Genomic DNA, 20121 nt, shown 5'->3' on the forward strand with positions numbered 1-20121 from the left:
CCCGGGTCCGGACCGGACCCGGGCCGCCGGGGCCGGTCAGGACGTCGTGCCGGTGACCGAGGTGCCGGACCTGGTCACGTGGTAGGTCAGCTCGACGCCGCTCCAGAAGTGGAACGTCAAGGTGACCGGTTCGCCGTCGCGGACGCCGTCGAAGAACGCCGGCGGCAGGACGATCGCCCCGCCGGGGTAGTCCGGGCGGACGGTCGTGTAGAACTCCTGGAACGGCGTCCAGTTGGTCGGGCCGGCGGCCGAACCGTCCGCGTACCGGGCCGCCATCGTCGCGAGCACGTCGCCCTGGAACCGCGTCGGCACGGAGAGCGAGTTCGCGGTGCCGGTCGCGTCGGACAGCACCGGCGCGTCGTTCGTGATCACGTCGATCCGCCAGGGGACGCCGCGGGAGAACCTGGCCTCGACCGTCGAGTTGACGCCGTACGCCCGGTCGCCGACGAGCCTGGTCAGCGCGGTGGCGGTCAGCGTGAGCCGGTCGCCGGACACGGTGTAGTCGCGGCCCTCGCGCAGCCTCGCGTCGCCGTGCCACAGCCCTCGGAAGCTCGTGCCGTTCAGGTTGAGCGTGAGCGTCGTGGCGGTGATCGGGGTGGACTTGGGCACGAACAGCAGGTCGGACGAGGCCGTGCCCGAGCGGGTGGTCCAACCCGACTTGATCTGGGCGAAGACGTCCGGGTCGCGCCACTGCAGCGTGTGGCGGTCGAGGAACGAGCCGGCGTCCCACAGGGCCGTGACGACCTTGCTCTTGCGGGCTTCCTCGCCCACCGCCTCGAAGTACTTCAGCACCTCGCCGCGCTCGATGATGCCGGGCCGGGTGTAGTCGTAGGAGAGCAGGGCGTACTCGCCCAGGTAGACCGGGATGCCCTTGGCGGTGAACGTGTCGCGCATCCGGGCGAACGCGTCGGTCATGTCCCGCTGGACGGTCTCGTCGAAGCGGGTGAAGCCCGCGATGTTCACGCTGAAGGGCCAGAAGCCGTAGAAGTGCACGGTGGCCATCAGGTTCGGGTCGTGCAGCGAGGCCATCGTGGCGGCCAGGTCGTCCATGAGCTTCTGGTCCGGTGTGCACACCTGCGTGGGCAGCACGAGCACCCGGGTGGCGTTCCGGCCACCGGACTGTCGCACGATGCGGTGGAACGAGGTGTTCAACTCGTCCAGCAGCCGCACCTTCTGCGCGTCGTCGGCGTTGGTGAAGGTCGGTTCGTTGACGCTCTCGAACAGCAGCCTGCGCGACGAGTGCTTGAACGTGGTGGCGATCTGGGTCCAGGTCGAGTCGAACCGGGCGCGCACGTTGTCGTGGTCGGTGGGCATGGCCGCGATCCACTGCCACGAGTCGTGGTGCAGGTTGAGCACGACGTAGAGGTTCTCCGCCAGGGCCCAGTCCACGACCTGCTTCACGCGGCTCGTCAACTTGGCGTCGATCGTGTACGGAGCGGTGGTCGACTGGAAGTTCGACCAGGTCACCGGGATGCGGACGCTGCGGAAGCCCTGCGCGCGCAGGGTCCGGAACAGCTCCCTCGTGGCGGGCGGGTTGCCCCAGCCCGTCTCGTCGGGGATGGCGTCGAGGCTGTTGCCCAGGTTCCACGAGGGCTGCATCGCGGCGGCGACGGCCATCGCGCTGCTCGGGACGCCGTGATCCGCCTCGGGAGCGGCGCCGGAGGCCGTGCCGGCGGCGAGGACCCCGGCGACGACCAGCGCCACCGGGATGCTCACCACCCGGCGGAGCCTGCCGCGCCAGGACTGCGGTCGGGTTCGATCCATGTCGGTCGCCTTTGCTGTCGGTGGAACCGGTTGCGGCAGGCGGAACACCCGCGTGGGACGCGGGTCAGCTGTCGAGCGGCTCGTGGTCGTACCAGTCGAAGTGGACGTGGCCCTCGGCGGCGTACAGGCCGATGACCCGGCCGGTGAAGCCCCCGGCGACCTCGGTGGAGAGGTAGCGGCCGTCGAGGGTGGCGAGGGCGGTGAACGTCCCGTCCGGTTCCCCGATGCCGAAGGTGACGGTGTCGGGGCCGGTGCGCGCGTCCCGGAGGGTCTTCTCCTCCCGCACGTCCACGCCCAGGACCAGGGGACCGGCGGGTACCGCCCGGGACGCCACGACGGTCTTCAGCGAGCCGACGCGGGCGACCACCCGCACCTCGTCGGCGGTCGCCTCGACCTCGTAGTGGTGCTCCTCGTCCAGCCGCACCGCGAGACCGCCCGTCCCGCCCGCGGCGTCCACCAGCGCGCGCACCCGGCAGGACCGGTGCTGCTGGCGGCGGCCGACGAACACGACGTCGCGCTCGTCCAGGGACGCGCCGCGCGCGTGCAGGGTCAGCCACCCGGCACGTTCCTCCGTCGTGCAGTGCTGTTCCCGGCGGTCGCGCAGCGAGATCCAGGCCGGCTGGAGTGCGGGGAGGTCGAAGTCGTCGCGGCCCGGCGCGGTCGGCTCCGGTCGCAGCGGCCACGGGACGGTCGCCTCGGGCTCAAGCGGCCCGACGACCGGCCAGTCGTCCACCCAGGTCACGGGCGCGAGGAAGGTCTCGCGGCCCAGCACGTGCCAGCCGGGCGTCCCGCCACCGGGCCGCACGCCGAGCAGCACCATCCACCACGAACCGTCCGGCCCCTGCACGAGGTCGCCGTGCCCGGTGTTCTGGATCGGGTGGTCGGTGCTCCGGTGGGTCAGGACCGGGTTCGCCGGGCACGGCTCGAACGGTCCGGAGGGGGTGGTGGCGCGGGAGATCGAGACGCCGTGGCCGCGTTCGGTGCCGCCCTCGGCGATGAGCAGGTACCAGTAGTCGCCGATGCGGTACAGGTGCGGCGCCTCCGGGGCCTTCGCGCCGGGCGCGCCGGACCAGATCCGCCGAGGTGCGTCGAGCACCTGCCCGGTGCGCGGGTCGAGCCGGACCTGCGACACCCCGGCGACCGTGCACCAGCAGGTGCCGTCGGAGTCCCACGCGAGGTCCGGGTCGATGCCGGGCACGTCGGGCAGCAGGATCGGGTCCGACCACGGTCCGGCGGGGTCGGCGGCGGTGACCAGGAGGTTGCCGTCACCGCTCACGTTGGTGGTGATCAGCCAGAACCGGCCGTCGTGGTGGCGCAGGGTCGGCGCGTAGACACCGGCGGACGACGGCGTGTCGAGCGGGAGGCGAAGCTGCTCGGGCCGGTCGAGCACGTTGCCGATCTGCGTCCAGTGCACCAGGTCGCGGCTGTGGAAGATCGGTACACCGGGGAAGTACTCGAAGCTGGAGCAGACGAGGTAGTAGTCGTCGCCGACCCGGCACACGCTCGGGTCGGGGTGGAAACCCGCGAGCACGGGGTTGGCGAACGTGCTGGGGTTCGGTGACATCCGATCAGGCCCTTTCGTGGTTTGGGGCGCGCTCCGGCGCACCGGTGCGGCACGGCGCACGGTGTGGTCGGCGGGTTCGGTGTGGTCGGCGGGTTCGGTGTGGTCAGGGCATCCGGAGCACGGCGCAGCCGCCGGGCGGCAGCCCGGTCAGCGGCCCACCGGTGAGCAGGTCGTGGGCGGCCCGGGGGATCGGGACGGTGTCACCACCGTGGTTGAGCAGGAAGCACCAGTCGCCGCGGGTGACGGCTTCGACGCCGGGCGGCCACTCGCGGGCCACACCGACCTCCCGCAGCAGCCGGTCGACCAGCGTGGCGTAGTCGGCGGTGTCGAGGACCGTGGAGAGGTACCAGCCGTGGCCGGCGCCGAAGGCGTGGCGGGTGAGCGCCGGGCGTCCGGCGAGCATCCCGTGGGTGTAGGAGGCGATCGCCTCGGCGCCGTCGGGGTCCAGGTACTCGCTCCACACCGTGCCGTGCGAGCCGTCGGACAGCGCGATCCGCTCCTCCCGCCGCAGCGGCCGCGGCTCCTCGACCCGGATGCCGAGGGCTTCGCGCAGGTCCGGGGCGGGGTAGCCGCCGAGGCGCGCCTGCACCCGTTCGTCGACCACGCCGCTGAAGTGCTGGACGAGCAGCGTGCCGCCCTCGGCGACGTAGCGGCTCAGGTTCGCCGCGCCCGCGTCGGACAGCAGGAACAGGGCGGGGGCGAGGACGAGCCGGTACCGGCCCAGGTCGTGCTCCGGGTGGGCGAAGTCGGTCACCACGCCCGCGTCCCACAACGCGCGGTGCGCCCGCCGCAGCATCGAGTGGTAGTCGAGGTCCGGCGAGGGCAGGCCGTCGGCTTCCGACGCCCACCACGCCTCCGCGTCGTGCAGCACGGCCACCTCGGCGGTCACGGTCGACCCGGCCACCTCCCCGAGCCGGGCGACGGCCTCGCCGACCGCCGTCACCTCCCGGAAGATCCGGCTGTCCGGCCCGGCGTGCGGCACCATCGCCGAGTGCCACGTCTCGGCGCCCGCCTGCGACTGGCGCCACTGGAAGAACAGCGCGCCCTCCGATCCGCGTGCGACGTGGGCGAGCGTGTGCCGCAGGATGTCGCCCGGGTCCTTCGGCAGCACCCGGCCTTCGGCGTAGACGGTGTTCGTGCCCTGCTCCATGAGCAACCACGGCCGGCCGCCGCCGAACGAACGGGCGCGGTCCGCGCCGAACGCGGTGTCCGCCGCGGCGTCGAGGCCCGGCCGGTCCGGGTAGTGGTCGATGGTCACGACGTCCAGTTCGCGGCCGAACGCCCACAGGTCGAGGTTCTGGTAGCCGGGCAGCATCAGGTTGGTGGTCACCGGCAGGTCGCTGTGCGCGCGGATCGCGTCGCGCTGCTCCCGGTAGGCCGCGAGGGCCAGGTCGGACCAGAAGCGGCGGAAGTCCAGCGACTGGCCGGGGTTGTGGTGCCACTGCGTGGCGCGTGGCGGCAGGACGTCGTCCCACGAGGAGTAGCGCTGGCTCCAGAACGCCGTGCCCCACGCCTCGTTCAGCGCCTCCAGCGTGCCGTGCCGGTCGCGCAGCCAGGTGCGGAACGCGGTGGCGGCGTGGTCGCACCAGCAGAGCGTGGCGTACTCGTTGTGCACGTGCCACAGCGCGACCGCGGGGTGCCCGGCGTAGCGCTCGGCCAGCGCGGCGGCGATGCGGCGGGCCGCGTCGCGGTAGGCCGGTGCGGCGAGGCAGTAGGTGTCGCGGCTGCCGTGCACGAGCCGGACGCCGTCGGGGGTCACCGGCATCGCGTCCGGGTGCGCCCTGGTGAACCACGGGGGAGGGGATGCCGTCGGCGTGGCCAGGTCGACGGCGACGCCGGCCGCGTGCAGGCGGTCGAGGTGGGCGTCGAGCCAGGAGAAGTCGTAGCGGCCTTCCTCGGGCTCCAGCAGCGCCCAGGAGAACACGCCGACCGTGGCGAGGTTGACCCGGGCGCGGCGCATCAGCTCGTCGTCCTCGGCCCAGACGTCCTCGTCCCACTGCTCGGGGTTGTAGTCACCGCCGAACGCGAGACCACCGAGCCGCTTGGTCAGGTCGTGTGCCGTCATGCCTGCTCCTCGTGCAGCGGCAGCCGTGCGTCGTCGCGCACGAACAGCGGGATGTGCTCGATCGGGGCGGCGGCGGTGACCGTCTGCCCGCCCGCGTGCTGCCGGTTGGTCCGCGCGTCGGTCCACCGGGCTCCGGCGGGCAGGTGCACGGTGCGCTCCCGCGCGCCCGCGGCGGTGACGGGTGCGACGAGCAGGTCGGGGCCGAGCAGGAACGCGTCGTCGACCTCCCACGCCCGCTCGTCGTCGGGGAACTCCAGGAACAGCGGCCGCATCGGCGGCAGACCGGTCCGCGCGGCGGTGCGCATCTGCTCCATGACGTACGGCCGCAGGCGTTCGCGCAGGCGGAGGTGGTCGACCAGGATCGGGTACACCTCCTCGCCGTAGGACCAGACCTCGTTGGGCAGGCCCGTCATCGCCGGCTCCAGGACCTGCGAGGGGCCGCGGAAGCCGTGCAGCCGGAACAACGGGCAGAACGTCCCGTACTGGAACCACCGCACCAGCACCTCGCGGTACGCGGGGTCGTCGGGGTCGCCGCCGTGGAAGCCGCCGATGTCCGTCGTCCACCAGGGGATCCCCGACATCATCACGTTCAGGCCGGCCTTGATCTGCGCGCGCAGCGTGGCGAAGTCCGTGCCGATGTCGCCCGACCACAGTGCCGCGCCGTAACGCTGGGCGCCCGCCCAGGAGGACCGGTTGAGCGAGACGATCTCGGTCTCACCGGCCGCGCGCAGACCGTCGTGGACCATGCGGGCGTTCTCGCGCGGGTACAGGTTGGCCACCTCCGGGCCCGGGCCGGCGTGGTAGCGCAGACCGGTCTGGTGGCCGGGCCTGAGCTCGGGCTCGGAGGCGTCGAGCCAGAAGACGGTGATGCCCAGCTCGTGGTAGCCGCGGCGGATGCGTTCCCACACGTAGTCGCGGGCCTCGGGGTTGGTGCTGTCGTAGAACGCCACCTGCGCCGAGTACGCGCCCAGGCCCTTGTCCGGCCAGTCGGCGTGGGCCACCGGCCCGTAGTCCGAGCCGACGAGCAGGCCCCGGTCCGACATCGGGTGGAAGTTCTCGCTCGCCGGGCCGACCGACGGCCAGACCGAGACCATGAGCTTGACGCCCAGCTCGTCCAGCTCGCGCACCATCCCGGCCGGGTCGGGCCACTCCTCCGGGTCGAAGCGCCACTCGCCGAGGTGGGTCCAGTGGAAGAAGTCGCACACGATCACGGACAGCGGCAGGCCGCGCCGCCGGTACTCGCGGGCGACCTCCAGCAGCTCCTCCTGGGTGCGGTAGCGCAGCTTGCACTGCCAGAACCCGGCCGCCCAGGCGGGCAGCTCGGGTGCGTGGCCGGTCGCGTCGGCGTAGCGGCGCAGCACGTCGGCGGGGGTGCCCGCGGTGACCCAGTAGTCGATCTGGCGGGCGCTGTCGGCCACCCACCGGGTGCCCGTCTCGGCCAGCTCCACCCGGCCGACGGCGGGCGAGTTCCACAGCAGGCCGTAACCGCGGTCGGACACCAGCAGCGGGATGGTCACCTCGCCGTTGCGCTGCACGAGGTCGACCACGGCGCCCTTCTGGTCGAGCAGGCCGTGGGTGTGCTGGCCGAGGCCGTAGAGCCGTTCGCCGGGGTAGGCGCGGAACCGCTGCTCCAGGCGGTGGTAGCCGTTGCCGGTCGGCGCCGCCGACCGCGGGCCAGGCCACCAGAAGTGGGCCGGTTGCTCGGCCAGCAGCTCCGCGCCGTCCGCCGTCCGCAGGAACGTGAGCCGGCCCGCCGTGGCCGGCAGGTACGGGGTGACCGAGCCGTCGGTGTCGGCGTCGACCCGCACCGTCAGCGCCCCGTTGACCAGGGTCGCGTGGTGCTCGGCGACGACGATCTCCGGCTTGCCGCCGGGCGGTGCGTCGAGCAGCGCGCCGGGCAGGTCGTCGAGCACCGGACCGCCGGGGGTCGCCCGGACCCGGACCGCGTCGGGCCCCCACGCCTCGATGCGCAAGGTCTCGCCGTTGGCCCGCCATTCGAGGGCGTTGCCGAGATCGTGGAAGTGCATGGGGGTGCTCCTGGCGGTGGTGAAGGTCGCCCGCGTCCGGAGCCGGTGCGGCGGACGGGGACGGAGCCGGTGGCAGGTGTCAGGGGGTGCTGGAGGTCCGGCTGCGGTGGGGGCCGGTGCTCTCCCGGACGGTCAGGACGGGTCGGAGCAGCACGAGTTCGTCCTCCGGCTGCTCTTCGCGCCCGGCGGCCGCGATCCGTTCCAGGACCTGCTCGACGGCGACCCGTCCGAGTTCCTGGGCCGGGCCGGTGACCGCCGTCAGCGCCGGTGCGTACTGCTCGGCGAGCAGCTCGGGGCACAGCGCGATCACCGAGGCGTCCTCGGGGACCGTCCGCCCGCTGATGCGCAGCAGGCTGAGCAGCGGACCGATCGCGCCCTCGTTCTGCACCACGAACCCCGTGGTGTCCGGTCGGTCGGCGAGGATGCGGGCCAGCGTCCCGGCGGTGCTCTCGTACGTGCCCTCGCACGGCCGGTGCACGAAGCGCAGACCGCGTTCCCCGGCGCGTTCCCGGAAGCCGATCAGGGTCCGCTCGGCGTAACCGGCGTGCCGCTGGTACACACCCGAGCCGTACCCGATGAACGCCACCTCGCGGTGGCCGAGGTCGGCCAGGTGGTCGGCGCACAGCGCGCCCGCGGCCGCGAAGTCGTGGTCCACGCAGGACAACCCGCTCCGGTCGTCGGGCAGGCCGATGAGCGCGGCCTGCGTGCGCAGCTCGCGCAGCACCGCGATGCGCTCGTCGTCCAACCCGACGTCCATCAGGATCACGCCGTCCGCCAGCCCGCTCAGCGCGACCCGGCGGACGCCCTCCGGACCCTCGTCGTTGGTGATGAGCAGCACGTCGTAGCCGTGCTGGCGGGCCGTCATGGTGACCGAGATGGCGATCTGCATCATGATCGGCACGTAGACGTCGGCGCGCAGCGGCACCACCAGGGCGAGTATGTGCGAGCGCTTGGCGGCCAGCGCCCTGGCGCCCGCGTTGGGGTGGTAGCCGAGCTCGGCCACCGAACGCTCGACGCGGCGCCGGGTCTCCTCGGAGATCGAGCGCTTGCCGCTGAGCACGTAGCTGACCGTGCTGGCGGACACGCCCGCGTGCCTGGCCACATCGGCGAGTGTCACCATGCGTGATGCTCCTGCTTCCTCGTCCTCTTCCGGGCCCGCTCCGGCGCCCGCGTGCGCCCAGTCTGCCGGTTCAGCCCTTGACCGCCCCGGTGAGCACGCCGACACGGAAGTGCTTCTGCATGAACGGGTACACCAGCAGCAGCGGCACGATCGTCAGCACCACGACCGCCATCTGCAACGACAGGGGCGCGGTCTGGGCGAACTGCGAGCCGAAGCCGGAGTTCACCGACCCGGGCAGCCCGTTGCCCCGGTTGACGTAGGTCAGCAGCACGTACTGGAGCGGCCACTTCTCGCTGTCGGTCGGCATGTAGAGCATCACGTTGAAGAACGAGTTCCAGTAGCCCACGCCGTAGAACAGGGCGACGACCGCGGTCACCGCCCGGGACGTCGGCAGCACGATCGACCACAGGATCCGCCAGTCGCCGGCGCCGTCGATCCGCGCCGCCTCGATCAGGTCGGCCGAGGTGTCCGAGTAGAACGCCCGCAGCACCAGGATGTTGAACACCGACACCGCGCCGGGCAGGATCAGCGCCCAGTACTGGCCGTAGCCGCCGAGTTCGGTGACGACCAGGAAGGTCGGGATCAGGCCGCCGCTGAGGAACATCGTGAGGATCAGCAGCACCAGGATGAAGCGGTGGGCCACCGAACCGGACCGGGACAGGCCGTAGGCGCACAGGACCGACACGACCAGGGAGACCACCGTGCCGACCACCGTGATGCCGAGGCTGACCAGCAGTGCGTTGCGCACGGTGGGGTCGCCGAGCATCACGCGGTACGCCTCGAAGGTCACATCGGTCGGCCAGATCACCAGGCCACCCGCGCGGTTGACCGCCGCCTGCGTGGACAGGCTGGTCACCACGATGATCCACAACGGCACCAGGACCACCGCCACGACCACGCCGAGGGTCAGGCCCTTGGCCGTCTGCCCGGCCGCGGTCGGCGGCTCCTCCCAGACCGGGCGCTTGCCGCGCCTTCGCTTCCGGACGGCCGTCCGGCCGGTCACGTCGCGTTCGTCCCGGGTGCGTTCGATTGTGAGCGTCTCGGTCATTTCCGGTACAACCCGTCCTCGCCGAAGGCGTGCGCCAGCTTGTTCGCGCCCCAGATGAGCAGCAGCGAGATGACGCTCTTGAACAACCCGGCCGCCGCGCCGTAGCTGTAGTTGTTGGTGGCGATGCCGTAGTAGAACGCGAAGGTGTCGAGCACGTCGGCCGCCTCGTGGCCGACCGCCTGCCGCTGGATCAGGAACTGCTCGAACCCGACGGTGAGCGCGTTGCCCAGGCGCAGCACCAGCATGAGCATGATGACGCCGGCCATCCCGGGCAGGGTGATGTGCCACAGCCGCCGCCACCGCCCGGCCCCGTCCACCGCGGACGACTCGTACAGGTCGGTGTTGATGGCGGCGAGCGCGGCCAGGAAGACGATGATCGACCAGCCGGCTTCCTTCCAGATCGCCTGCGAGGTGATCAGCAGCACGAAGGTGTCGGGGTTGGTCATGATGTCCCAGGTGCTGATGTCGTTGCTGCGCAGGAACTGGTTGAGCAGCCCCGCACCGCCGAACATCTGCTGGAAGATCGTGATCGCGAGCACCCACGAGAAGAAGTGCGGCAGGTAGGCGATGGACTGGATGAGGTTGCGCAACCGCTCGCTGAGCACCGAGTTCAACAGCAGGGCCAGCGCGATGGGGATCGGGAAGAACAGGATCAGCTGCACGAAGCTGAGGTACAGCGTGTTCGTCAGCGAACCCCAGAACAGCGAGTCACCGAACAGGGCCTCGAACTGGGCGAGGCCCACCCACTCGCTGTTCCACACCCCCACCAGCGGGTTGTAGTCCTGGAACGCCGTGAGCAGCCCGAACAGCGGCACGTAGTTGAAGACCAGGAGCAGGGCCACGGCGGGCACGGTCATCAACAACAACGACCGGTCCCGCCGCAGCCTGACCCGCAGGCTCAGCTTGTTCTTCCGTGCGGGTGGCTCCGTGTCAACGGAGCTCATTGCCCGGTCCCGAACTTCTGCAGGACGTTCTCATCCATCCACTGGACCATCTTGTCGCCGCCGCCGCTGGACTTCCAGGTGGTGATGGCGTCCTTCACCTCGGAGACCTTCTTCTTGCCGTGGTAGCAGTCCTTGATGGCGTCCTCGACGGCCTGGGCCGCGTCGGCGGTGGCCATCGACCGCGGCAGGCTGATGTTCATGTTCCAGAACACCGGCTTCTTGAGGTGCTTGACGTTCGCGGCCTGCCAGGCGGTGTAGTCCTTGGTGACGACGTCCGAGCCGGGGTTGCTGATCACCGAGGCCGGCGAGGCCAGGAACGGGAAGGTCTGCGGCTGGACGTTCTTCTTGCCCTCCTCGGTGGCGGTCGGGACGCCGTTGACCATCGTGTGGTGGACGCCCTCGACGCCGAAGTTGATCAGCGTGTACTCCGCCGAGCCGTACGGCGCGGCCAGGTAGTCGGCCACCGCCAGCAACTCCTCGATCTGCTCCGGCTTCAGGTTGCTGTTGAGGTAGCTCAGGATGCGGGAGGAGGCACCGATCTCGATCCGCGGCTCGCCCTTGCCGTCCGCGGTGAAGAAGTCGAAGTAGGCCCGCCGGTAGTTCGGGTTGGCAGCCGTGCCGGACTGGTGGTCGGAGGCGTTCCACCCGCCGGCGCCGTGGCCGACGATCACCGTCTTGCCGGCGTAGAAGCGCACGTTGCCGTCGGCGTTGTTGCCGGCCATCGCGTCCGGGTGCAGGTAGCCCGCGGTCGCGACGTTGTAGTGCCACTCCAGGGCTTCCAGCAGCTCCGGCATGTCGTACTTGTGGACCAGCTTGCCGTTGTCGACCTTCCACTTCTGGGGCACGCCCCAGGCCGGGAACATGTAGGTCCACAGGTCGTCGAACGCCCACACGCCGCCCTTGGCGTCGGTCAGCTCCTTGCCCAGGTTCATCAGGTCGTCGGCGGACTTCACCTGGTCCGCGGTGATGCCCTTGGCCTCCAGGAGGTCGTGGCGGAAGCTCACGGCGCCGGCGAACACGAACCCGCTGGAGAACGACGGGATGCCGTAGATCTTGTCGCCCCAGGCGCCTGCCTGCCAGGCGCCCGTGGGGATGGCCGCGAGGTTGGGGTACTTCTTGATCTTGTCACCGGACAGGAACGGCGTCAGGTCCGCGAGCTGCGACCCGGCCAGCTCACCGACGTTGAAGTTGGCGTTCCACCAGCTCGGCAGCTGGATCCAGTCGGGCAGCCGCTTGGCGGCGGTCATGGTGGGGATGATCGTGGCGTAGTTGTTGCCGTCGGCCGGCTTCATCTCCAGCGTGACGCCCAGCGCCTCGTTCATGGCCTGGTAGAACGAGTTGTCCGCGGAGGGGATCGTGCCCCACAGCGGCGTGACGGTCGTGTACTTGCCGCCCTTGCCCGGGATGCCGGACACGGTGGTGACCGGGTTCGACGGGTAGGTCAGGAAGCCGGGGTCGGTCAGGATGTCCGGGCCGCCGGCGACCGAGGGGATGTCCGCCTTGATCGCGCTGCTCGGCACGTAGTTCGGCAGCGCGGACTTGAGGGCGTCGCTGTTCGCGCCGGTCTTCTGCTGAGCGCCGCCGCCGCAGGCGGACAACAGGCCACCCGTGGCCGCGAGTCCCGCGACCGAGGCCGTGACGCTCAGGAACCTCCTGCGATTCAGCTCAATCCCCATGACAGGGCCCACCCTTCTTCGTTGAAAGCGGAGTGTCGAAGCGCTTGACGATGTCGGGAGAGTAATCATGTGACGTGGGGCACGGCAAGGGTCAGTTCCCGGTAAATCACGAGCTTGAACGGACCGATTGACAGCCCCACCAGCGGCGTGTCAGCGTTGAAGCGCTTCACCTGGACTGACTCAAGGGGTTGTGCCGCGTGAGTTCCTCATCCCTGTCCGCTACCGAGCGGCTGCCGTTCCACGACTCCGAGCTCGATGTGCGCAAGCGCGTCGATGATCTACTCGGTCGGTTGACGCTCGACGAGCGGATCGCGATGCTGCACCAGCACGCGCCGGCCGTGCCGCGGTTGGGCATCGGCCCCTTCCGCACCGGCAGCGAGGCACTGCACGGCGTGGCGTGGCTCGGCGTGGCCACGGCGTTCCCGCAGGCGGTAGGGCTGGGCGCGACCTGGGACGAGGACCTGGTGCGCCGCGTGGCCGAGGCGACCGCGGTCGAACTGCGCGCGTTCCACCGCCACCGGCCACCGACCGACGGCGACGCCCCGACGAGCCTGCAGGCGTGGGCACCGGTGGTGAACCTGCTGCGCGACCCGCGCTGGGGGCGCAACGAGGAGAGCTACTCCGAGGACCCGGTGCACACCGCGCGACTGGCGGAGGCGTTCTGCCGCGGCATGGCGGGCGACGACCCGCGGTTCCTGCGCGCCGCCCCGGTGCTCAAGCACTTCCTGGCCTACAACAACGAGGACGACCGCTGCACCACGTCGTCCGGCGTGCGTCCCCGCGTGCTGCACGAGTACGACCTGGCGGCGTTCCGGCCCGTGGTGGCGTCCGGCGCGGCGACCGGCGTCATGGCCGCCTACAACCTGGTCAACGGGCGTCCCTGCCACGTCAGCCCGCTGATCGAGGACGAGCTGCGCCGCTGGGCCGAGCCGACCGGGCACGAGCCGTTCGTGGTCAGCGACGCGGAAGCGCCGTCCAACCTGGTGGACCTGGAGCACTACTTCGACGACCACGTGCAGTCCCACGCCGCCGCGCTCAAGGCCGGCATCGACAGCTTCACCGACCACGGCCTGGACAGCGACGTGACGGTCGGGCGGCTGCGCGAGGCACTCGACCGAGGCCTGATCGACGAGGCCGACGTCGACCGCGCGGTGCGCCGGCAGCTGGCGCTGCGGTTCCGCCTCGGCGAGTTCGACCCGGACCTCGACCCGTACGCCGCGATCGGTCCCGACGTGATCGACCACCCGCGGCACCGGGCGCTGGCGGCCCGTGCGGCCACCGAGTCCGTGGTGCTGCTGAAGAACGACGGGCTGCTGCCGCTCGACCGGGCCGCGGCGCCCCGCGTCGCGGTGATCGGCCCGCTCGCGGACGTGCTGCACGAGGACTGGTACAGCGGCACCATGCCGTACCAGGTCACCGTCGCCGCCGGGCTCGAAGAGGCGGTCGGCGGGGTGGTCCGCGTGTCGGGTGAGGACCGCATCGCACTGCGGTCCCGCACCACCGGCCGGCTCCTCGGCGACACCGCGTTCGACGTCATCGAGTGGGGCGACGACGTGGTGACCCTGCGGTCCGCCGACACCGGCCGCCACCTCGGCGCCAAGTACGGCTCGCTGGTCGTCGAGGAAGAACGCATCAAGAGCTGGGACGTGCACGAGACGTTCCGGCTGGAGCCCGTCGCGGACGACGGCGACGTGGTGCTGCTGCGCAACGTCCTCACCGGCCGCTACGCCGCGGTCGACCAGGCCGACGGCCGGATCGCCGTCACGGCCGAGACGCCCGAGGCCGCCGAGCGCTGGACGCGGGAGCTGGTGCGCGACGGCGTGGCGGAGGCCCGTGCCGTCGCGGCCGCCGCCGACGTCGCGATCGTCGTCCTGGGCAACCACCCCCTGATCAACGGTCGCGAGACCCAGGACCGCACCGGCACCGCGCTGCCCGCCATGCAGGAGGCGCTGCTCCGCGCCGTCGCCGAGGTCCGGCAGGCCACCGTCCTCGTGGTGACGAGCAGCTACCCCTACGCCGTGGACTGGGCCGACGAGCACCTGCCCGCCGTGGTGTGGACTTCCCACGGCGGGCAGGAGACAGGTCGTGCGCTCGCCGCCGTGCTGCTCGGCGAGGCCGACCCGGCCGGTCGGCTCCCGCAGACGTGGTACCGCGGCGACGACGACCTGCCCCACCCGCTCGACTACGACATCATCAAGGCGGGGTGGACCTACCAGTACCACCGGACCGCACCGCTGTACCCGTTCGGCCACGGCTTGTCCTACACCGACTTCGCCTACCGCGACCTGCGGCTGTCGTCGGAGGTCGTGCCGCAGGACGGCGCGCTCGACGTCTCGGTGACGGTCGCGAACACGGGTGCGCGGCCCGGCAGCGAGGTGGTCCAGGTCTACGCGCGGGCGTTGGGCGCCGGCTACGACGCGCCCCGGCTGCGCCTCGTCGACTTCCGCAAGGTCCGCGTCGGTGCGGGGGAGAGCGAGGAGCTGACCTTCCGGTTGCCCGTCGAGCGGCTCGCCCACTGGGACGTGGCCCGCGGTGGGTTCACCGTCGACCCGGGCGACTACGAGGTCGTCGTCGCCCGTTCCGCCGAGGACCACGTCCTCGGCGCACGGCTCACCGTCACCGGCGACAAGCCCGCACCGCGCGCGGTGGTCGACCGGCACACCCGCGCCGTCGACTTCGACGACTACTCGGAGCTCGTGCTCGTCGACGCCACCAAGGCCGCCGGTGACGCGATCGCCCCGGCGGACCCGGCGCGACCCGCGAGCGTGCTGTTCCGGGCCGCGGACCTGACCGGCGCGGTCGGCGTCGAGGTCGAGGTGGCGAGGGTGGGGGGTTCGGGACGGGCGAGGCTGGCGTTCCACCTGGCCGACCGGTCGCTCGGGGTGGTCGACGTACCGGTGACGGGCGACCGCTACACGTGGACGACCGCGGAGGCCCGGTTCCAGGGCGCGGTGGACGGCGTCCACGACCTGTGGCTGACCTTGCAGGGCGACTTCCGGCTCGCCTCGTTCCGCCTCATCCCGTCCCACCCGGAGGTCGGGTGACGACTTCCGCCCCGGAGTCCTGACGCGCGGGGCCCCGCGACGGGGCCCGCTCTTCCTCGACGACTCCCTCGGCGACATCCGGTCCGAACGCGCACTGCGGTTCACGAGCCGGCCCAGGTGGCCGGTGGTGCACGCTCACAACCCGGGGCTGAACCGATCACTCCAGGTATGAGTAGGACTGCCCTCCCGGGTTTCTTGACGATGCATGTGACACAGCTTACTGTCGTGAGCGCTAACATTCGAGGGTTGCTTCGAAAGTTTCGGTCCGGCGGCCGGGTGCCGACTCCGGTGCCAGACGGCCTCCGGCCGTGACGACCGAGCGCTCGTCGAGGCTGTGCCGCCTGTCGTCGTCGGTTCTGGAGGAGCGTCGTGAGCATCCGCTTGCCCCTGTTGTGCGCCGCCGTGGCCTTGGTCGCCGCATGTACGCCCGGCACCGGAGGTGGTGGCGGGGGTGACGGCAAGTCGTTCGAGTTCTGGTCGTTCTCCGCGATCAACCAGAAGCTGTCGGTCGACGCCTACAAGCAGAAGCACCCCGACGTCGACGTCAAGCTGACCGAGGTCGGCTCGTCGGTGGAGACGGCACAGGCGCTCACCACCGCGCTGGCCGGCGGCAAGGTGCCGGACCTGGTGCTGATCCAGGGTGACGACCTGCCCAAGTTCGTGCAGCAGCCGCAGAACTTCGTCGACCTGCGGACGATGGGCGCCGACGACATCAAGGGCGACTACCTGGACTGGGTCTTCAAGCAGAGCGTCGCCAAGGACGGCGAGGTGCTGGGCATCCCGACCGACGTGGGCGGCATGGCCATGGTGTACCGGACCGACCTGTTCGCCGCGGCCGGCCTGCCCACCGACCGCGAGGCCGTCAGCGCGCTGTGGCCGACGTGGGACGACTACATCGAGACCGGGAAGCGCTACAAGCAGCAGACCGGCAAGGCGTTCGTCGACAACGCGGCGACCAGCGTGTTCTACCAGGCGGTCAACCAGGTCTCCGAGAAGTACTACGACAACGACAAGCGCGAGCCGGTCTACGACAGCAACCCCCAGGTGCGGACGGCCTTCGACCTCGGCATCAAGGCGGCCACCTCCGGGATCACCGCCGGGCAGACGTCGTTCGAGACCGCGTGGAGCGCGGGCATGGCACAGGGCCAGTACGCGACCGTGGCCGCGCCGTCGTGGATGCTCAACAGCATCCGCACCACCGCGCCCGACACCAAGGGCAAGTGGGACATCGCCCGCATCCCCGGCGGTTCCGGCAACTGGGGCGGCAGCTACCTGGCCATCCCCAAGCGCGCGCAGAACCCCGAGGCGGCCTGGAACTACATCAAGGAGATGCAGTCGCCGCAGGGGCAGTTGGAGCACTTCGGACGAGTCGGCGCCCTGCCTTCCACGCCCTCGGTCTACAAGGACGAGAAGCTCTCCTCGGCGAAGGACCCGTTCTTCTCCGACGCGCCGACCGGCACGATCTACACCGACTCGCTGCTGGAGCTGAAGCCCTTCTACATCGGACCGGACAGCGCCACCATCGGCCAGGAGTTCCTCAACTCCATCACCAACGTGGAACAGGCCGGTGGTAACGCGGCCACCGCGTGGGACGACGCGGTGCGCAACATCAAGACCGCCATCGGCGGGTGACTCCCGTGGTCGCCACCGTCACCCCGGTGCGCCCGGCCACTCCGCCTCCCCCAGCCTTCGGGATCTCCCGGGGGCTGGGGGAGCGGCTGTCGCCGTACGCGTACATCGCCCCGTTCTTCGTCATCTTCGCGGCCTTCGGGCTGTTCCCGTTCGCCTTCACGTTCTACGTCGCCCTGTTCGACTGGAACCCCATCGGCGACCAGGAGTTCATCGGCCTGGACAACTTCACCCGCATGCTCGGCGACCCGCGGTTCTGGAACGCCACCCGCAACACGGTGAGCATCTGGGCGCTGTCGACGATCCCCCAGCTCCTGATCGCGCTGCTGCTGGCCCACGTGCTCAACAACGCGCGGCTGCGGTTCGCGTTGTTCTTCCGCATGTCGATGCTGGTGCCCTACGTGACCTCGGTGGCGGCCACCGCGATCGTGTTCGTGCAGCTCTTCGACCGCGACTTCGGGCTGCTCAACTGGTTGCTCGGGCTGGTCGGCGTGGCACCGGTCGACTTCGTCCAGTCCACGTGGGGCAGTCACCTCCTGATCGCCACGATGGTGACCTGGCGGTGGTTCGGCTACACCACGCTGCTCTACCTCGCCTCGCTGCAAGCGGTGCCCCGCTCGGTCTACGAGGCCGCGGCCATGGACGGTGCGGGCCCCTGGCAGCAGTTCCGGCACATCACCGTCCCCTCGCTGCGGCCGATGATCATCTTCACCGTGGTCACGTCCACCATCGGCGGTCTGCAGATCTTCACCGAACCGCTGCTGGTCGGCACGGGCGGGCCGCAGTCCTGCGGTGTGGTGCGGCAGTGCCAGACGCTGACGCTGTTCCTCTACGAGCAGGGCTTCGGGCAGTTCCAGTTCGGCTACGGATCGGCGGTCGGCGTCGCGCTCTTCGTCATGGTCGTCGCCATCGCGGCGATCAACTACCTGCTGTCCACCCGGATCAAGGCGGACCGATGACGAGCACCACGCCGCAACCCCGACGCCACGGCCGGGTCCGCTGGTGGACCTACGTGCTGCTGGCCGCGGCCACCGTCGCGTGCCTGTTCCCGCTGTACTGGATGTTCATCGTCTCCACCACCGACAGCGCGACCGCGACGGAGATGCCGCCCGAGATCGTGCCGGGCGACAACTTCTTCCACCTCGCGGGCCTGGTCCTGGACACCGTGCCGTTCGTGCAGTCGCTGCTCAACAGCCTGTTCGTGGCCACCGCGATCGGCGTGGGCCAGGCGGTGCTGTGCGCGCTGGCCGGTTTCGCGTTCGCCAAGCTCGACTTCCGGGGCCGCAACACCCTGTTCCTGATCGTCCTGCTGACCATGACCGTGCCCACCCAGCTCTCGGTCATCCCGCAATACCTGATCATGTCCTGGCTGGGCTGGGTGGACACCCTCCAGGCCCTGGTCGTGCCCGGCCTGGCCAGTGCCTTCGGCATCTTCTGGATGCGCCAGCACATCATCTCCACGGTCAGCGACGAACTGCTCCAGGCGGCGCGGATCGACGGCGCGAGCACCTGGCAGGTGTTCTGGCGGATCGCCTTCCCGATCGTGCGCCCGGCCGCGTTCGTGCTGGGCCTGTTCGGGTTCATCACCGCGTGGAACGACTTCCTGTGGCCGTTCATCGTGCTCAAGTCGCCCGAGCGGTACACCGCCCAGATCGCCATCAAGGCCCTGCAGAACAGCCTCGACGTCGACCTGGGACTGGCCATGTCCGGTTCGTTCCTGGCCACCATCCCGCTCGTCGTGGTGTTCATCGTGGTCGGGCGGCGCATGGTCGCGGGCATCCTGGACGGCGCCTTCAAGGGCTGATCACGCCACCGGCCACATCCCGCCGACGCGAGGTCGGGGGGATGTGGCCGGTGGACCGTGGCGAGCGAACCGCTTACGCCTTGGCCCAGCGCTGGTTGGCGCCGGTGTGGCAGTTCCACACGATCACCGCGGAGCCGTTGGCGGTGGCGGCGCTGTTGACGTCGAGGCACAGCCCGTTCTGCACGTTGCTGATCGTGCCGTTGGTGTTGAGGTTCCACTGCTGGTTCGTGCCGCTGTTGCAGTCCCAGATCCGCACCCGGGTACCGGCGGCGGCGTTGCTCGGCATGTCCAGGCACTTGCCCAGCACCTGCAACGCCTTCCCGTTCACGGTGAACTGCTGGTTGGACCCGCTGTTGCAGTCCCAGATGATCATCTGCGTGCCGTTGGCCGAGTTCGCGCCGTTGACGTCCAGGCACCTGCCGCTCGCCTCGCCGCGCAACCGGAACGTGGTCGGGTCCGGGATCTGGCCCTGCTCACCGGTGAAGAACTTCCACACCTCACCCTTGACCCAGCTCCTGGCGCCGCTCTCGCAGCCCGCACACCCGTCCACGGGTCCCTGCTGGTGACCACCGTCGAACGCGGCCCAGACCACCGGGTACCCGGTCCGGCACCCCGAGTAGGCGGTGCTGATGTGCGTGTTGCTGCCCCGGGCCGGCTCCGGCGGGTTCTGCGCCGTGCAGCCGTTGTTGCGGACCCACCTGTCGCGCTGGGCGCGTCCACCGCCGATGTTGTCGGCGAGGCCGTGGATGCCCATGTAGGCGACGGGCGAGGTGCCGCCCGCGCATCCACTGATCTCACCGGGCGAGGCGATGGCGGCGATGGCGCGGAACATCGTCGGCCGGGAGCACGCGAGCGAGATGCTCATCGCGCCGCCGTAGCTGAAGCCGAGCGAGAAGCGCTGCGTCGTGTCGACGCAGAGGTCGTCCTCGATCCGCTTGATCATGTTGTCGACGAAGGTGACGTCCTCGCCACCCGAGTTGCCCCAGCCGTTGTTGAGGCCCTGGGGCGCGACGAAGATCGCGGTGTTGTTCGACAGCTGCTTCAGCCCGTAGTGGGCGTAGACGGCCCCGTCGCTGCCGCCACCGGCGACCTGGGCCATGGTGCCGCCCAGCCAGTGGAAGCCGAAGACCAACCGGTGCTGGTAGGTGTTGTTGTAGTTGTCGGGGACGCTCAGGATGAAGCTGCGCGTCTTGCCGCCGCTCTGGATCGTGTGCGTGCCGCTGCGCAGGGTGGGCGTCTTGCCGCAGCCCGGGGTCGCGGCGTTGGCGCCGACGTCGGCCGTCGCGGCCTTCGCGGGCGCGGCGGGGGCCTGCTCCGCGCCGGCGACGTCGACGCCGGTCAGGAGGAGTGCGGCGGCGGCGCCGACGATCAGCGCCCAACGCCGGTGAAAGCGGTTTCCCTTTGACACAGGTGTGCTTCCGTTCTGTGTGGTGTGG

13 protein-coding genes are annotated in these 20121 nt (G+C 70.7%); 4 read left to right on the forward strand and 9 right to left on the reverse strand.

Going from position 1 to position 20121, the window contains the following annotated elements:
- Nucleotides 1-36: 36 nt before the first annotated feature.
- The 8 genes from AB0K14_RS28630 to AB0K14_RS28665 form a co-directional block, all read right to left on the reverse strand.
- Nucleotides 37-1764: a cellulase family glycosylhydrolase gene (locus tag AB0K14_RS28630; protein ID WP_360465608.1), complete on the reverse strand. Its 1728-nt coding sequence runs from the start codon at nucleotides 1762-1764 to the stop codon at nucleotides 37-39.
- Between the two features lie 64 nt (nucleotides 1765-1828).
- Complete coding sequence (locus tag AB0K14_RS28635; protein ID WP_360465611.1) at nucleotides 1829-3328, reverse strand: glycoside hydrolase family 43 protein; 1500 nt, start codon at nucleotides 3326-3328, stop codon at nucleotides 1829-1831.
- Between the two features lie 103 nt (nucleotides 3329-3431).
- Nucleotides 3432-5393: a beta-galactosidase gene (locus AB0K14_RS28640; protein ID WP_360465614.1), complete on the reverse strand. Its 1962-nt coding sequence runs from the start codon at nucleotides 5391-5393 to the stop codon at nucleotides 3432-3434.
- A complete protein-coding gene (locus tag AB0K14_RS28645) occupies nucleotides 5390-7420 on the reverse strand; it encodes a TIM-barrel domain-containing protein (RefSeq protein ID WP_360465617.1) in 2031 nt (676 codons plus the stop codon). Before AB0K14_RS28645 ends, AB0K14_RS28640 begins: the two co-directional genes overlap by 4 nt.
- Nucleotides 7421-7499: 79 nt before the next feature.
- Complete coding sequence (locus AB0K14_RS28650; RefSeq protein ID WP_360465620.1) at nucleotides 7500-8540, reverse strand: LacI family DNA-binding transcriptional regulator; 1041 nt, start codon at nucleotides 8538-8540, stop codon at nucleotides 7500-7502.
- Between the two features lie 70 nt (nucleotides 8541-8610).
- Nucleotides 8611-9588, reverse strand: coding sequence for a carbohydrate ABC transporter permease (locus AB0K14_RS28655; protein ID WP_360465623.1), 978 nt, complete (start codon nucleotides 9586-9588; stop codon nucleotides 8611-8613).
- Entirely contained in the window at nucleotides 9585-10532 is a 948-nt protein-coding gene (locus tag AB0K14_RS28660) for an ABC transporter permease subunit (RefSeq protein WP_360465626.1), read from the reverse strand. Before AB0K14_RS28660 ends, AB0K14_RS28655 begins: the two co-directional genes overlap by 4 nt.
- Complete coding sequence (locus tag AB0K14_RS28665; protein ID WP_360465629.1) at nucleotides 10529-12208, reverse strand: hypothetical protein; 1680 nt, start codon at nucleotides 12206-12208, stop codon at nucleotides 10529-10531. Before AB0K14_RS28665 ends, AB0K14_RS28660 begins: the two co-directional genes overlap by 4 nt.
- A gap of 197 nt (nucleotides 12209-12405) precedes the next feature.
- On the opposite strand from AB0K14_RS28665, the gene AB0K14_RS28670 reads away from it, so the two are divergent.
- From AB0K14_RS28670 to AB0K14_RS28685, 4 genes are all read left to right on the forward strand, one after another.
- Nucleotides 12406-15252 (forward strand): glycoside hydrolase family 3 C-terminal domain-containing protein, encoded by a 2847-nt coding sequence (locus AB0K14_RS28670; protein ID WP_360465631.1) that lies wholly within the window; start codon nucleotides 12406-12408, stop codon nucleotides 15250-15252.
- 369 nt (nucleotides 15253-15621) lie between these two features.
- A complete protein-coding gene (locus AB0K14_RS28675; protein ID WP_360465634.1) occupies nucleotides 15622-16884 on the forward strand; it encodes an extracellular solute-binding protein in 1263 nt (420 codons plus the stop codon).
- Entirely contained in the window at nucleotides 16881-17840 is a 960-nt protein-coding gene (locus AB0K14_RS28680; protein ID WP_360465637.1) for a sugar ABC transporter permease, read from the forward strand. Before AB0K14_RS28675 ends, AB0K14_RS28680 begins: the two co-directional genes overlap by 4 nt.
- Nucleotides 17837-18685 carry a carbohydrate ABC transporter permease gene (locus AB0K14_RS28685; RefSeq protein ID WP_360465640.1) on the forward strand — a complete coding sequence of 283 codons (849 nt, stop codon included), beginning with the start codon at nucleotides 17837-17839 and terminating at the stop codon, nucleotides 18683-18685. The genes AB0K14_RS28680 and AB0K14_RS28685 overlap by 4 nt, the downstream gene beginning before the upstream one ends.
- Before the next feature lie 73 nt (nucleotides 18686-18758).
- Here AB0K14_RS28685 and AB0K14_RS28690 read toward each other — a convergent pair whose 3' ends face one another.
- Nucleotides 18759-20093 carry a ricin-type beta-trefoil lectin domain protein gene (locus tag AB0K14_RS28690; protein ID WP_360465643.1) on the reverse strand — a complete coding sequence of 445 codons (1335 nt, stop codon included), beginning with the start codon at nucleotides 20091-20093 and terminating at the stop codon, nucleotides 18759-18761.
- Nucleotides 20094-20121: the final 28 nt, after the last annotated feature.

It is taken from the genome of Actinosynnema sp. NPDC050801, assembly GCF_040673975.1.
Taxonomy (GTDB): Bacteria; Actinomycetota; Actinomycetes; order Mycobacteriales; family Pseudonocardiaceae; genus Actinosynnema.

Coding starts and splice junctions, on each gene's coding strand:
- AB0K14_RS28630 (WP_360465608.1), bottom strand. CDS start 1,764: ATGGATCGAACCCGACCGCAGTCCTGGCGCGGCAGGCTCCGCCGGGTG.
- AB0K14_RS28685 (WP_360465640.1), top strand. CDS start 17,837: ATGACGAGCACCACGCCGCAACCCCGACGCCACGGCCGGGTCCGCTGG.
- AB0K14_RS28635 (WP_360465611.1), bottom strand. CDS start 3,328: ATGTCACCGAACCCCAGCACGTTCGCCAACCCCGTGCTCGCGGGTTTC.
- AB0K14_RS28650 (WP_360465620.1), bottom strand. CDS start 8,540: ATGGTGACACTCGCCGATGTGGCCAGGCACGCGGGCGTGTCCGCCAGC.
- AB0K14_RS28660 (WP_360465626.1), bottom strand. CDS start 10,532: ATGAGCTCCGTTGACACGGAGCCACCCGCACGGAAGAACAAGCTGAGC.
- AB0K14_RS28640 (WP_360465614.1), bottom strand. CDS start 5,393: ATGACGGCACACGACCTGACCAAGCGGCTCGGTGGTCTCGCGTTCGGC.
- AB0K14_RS28655 (WP_360465623.1), bottom strand. CDS start 9,588: ATGACCGAGACGCTCACAATCGAACGCACCCGGGACGAACGCGACGTG.
- AB0K14_RS28645 (WP_360465617.1), bottom strand. CDS start 7,420: ATGCACTTCCACGATCTCGGCAACGCCCTCGAATGGCGGGCCAACGGC.
- AB0K14_RS28665 (WP_360465629.1), bottom strand. CDS start 12,208: ATGGGGATTGAGCTGAATCGCAGGAGGTTCCTGAGCGTCACGGCCTCG.